At 74.7% G+C, this 1034-nt stretch carries 1 protein-coding gene; it reads right to left on the bottom strand.

Translation table 11 applies throughout. The annotated features are described in order from the left end of the window. Window positions 1-121: 121 nt before the first annotated feature. On the bottom strand, window positions 122-1034 hold a 913-nt coding region (locus tag KBX39_RS31880; protein ID WP_210874133.1), incomplete at its 5' end, for an aconitase family protein.

Raw genomic sequence — 1034 nt, 5'->3', positions numbered from 1 at the left:
CGGGCCGGGGCCCCCGCTGGCGGCCCACGGCGGGGAGGATCGGGTCGGGGTCCCCGTGGGAACGGCGCAGCGGCCCGGCGGGGCCGGTGTGGGTGGGGAACTGGCCCATCGCTCGGCTGCCCTACTCCCGGTCGGCGGGGGCGGCCAGCCGGCCGACCACGGCGGTGGCGGCGGCGACCGGCGGGGACACCAGGTGGGTACGCCCGCCCCGGCCCTGGCGGCCCTCGAAGTTGCGGTTGGAGGTCGAGGCGGAACGCTCACCCGGCTTCAGCGTGTCCGGGTTCATGCCCAGGCACATGGAGCAGCCGGCGAAACGCCACTCGGCGCCGGCCTCGGTGAAGACCTTGTCCAGCCCTTCGATCTCGGCCGCCTCGCGGACCGCGGCCGAGCCGGGGACCACGAGCATGCGTACGCCGTCGGCGACGCGGTGCCCGCGCAGCACGTCGGCGGCGGCACGCAGGTCCTCCAGGCGGCCGTTGGTGCAGGAGCCGACGAAGACCACGTCCACGGCCAGGTCACGCATCGGCGTGCCCGGGGTGAGGTCCATGTACTCCAGCGCGCGCCGGGCGGCGACCCGCTCCGGCTCGGTGACGAAGTCCTCCGGGGACGGCACCGTCGCGCCCAGCGGCACACCCTGCCCGGGGTTGGTGCCCCAGGTGACGAACGGCGTGATCCGGCTCGCGTCGAGCGTGACCTCGGTGTCGAACGTCGCGCCGTCGTCGGTGGGCAGCGTCCGCCAGTACTCCAGCGCCGCGTCCCAGGCGTCGCCCTGGGGCGCGTTGGGCCGCCCCTTCAGGTACGCGAACGTGGTCTCGTCCGGCGCGATCATGCCGGCCTTGGCGCCCCACTCGATGGACATGTTGGCGATGGTCATCCGCCCCTCCATGGAGAGGTCGCGGATCGCCTCGCCCCGGTACTCGACGATGTGACCGCGACCGCCGCCGGTGCCGACCTGCGCGATCAGCGCGAGCACCAGGTCCTTGGCGGTGACGCCGGGCGCCAGCTCGCCGACCACGTTCACGGCCATGGTCTTC

This window comes from Micromonospora sp. D75 (assembly GCF_018070405.1).
GTDB lineage: Bacteria > Actinomycetota > Actinomycetes > Mycobacteriales > Micromonosporaceae > Micromonospora > Micromonospora chalcea.
Note: the sequence above shows the minus strand (reverse complement) of the source record. Positions and strands in the feature narration are given on the sequence as shown.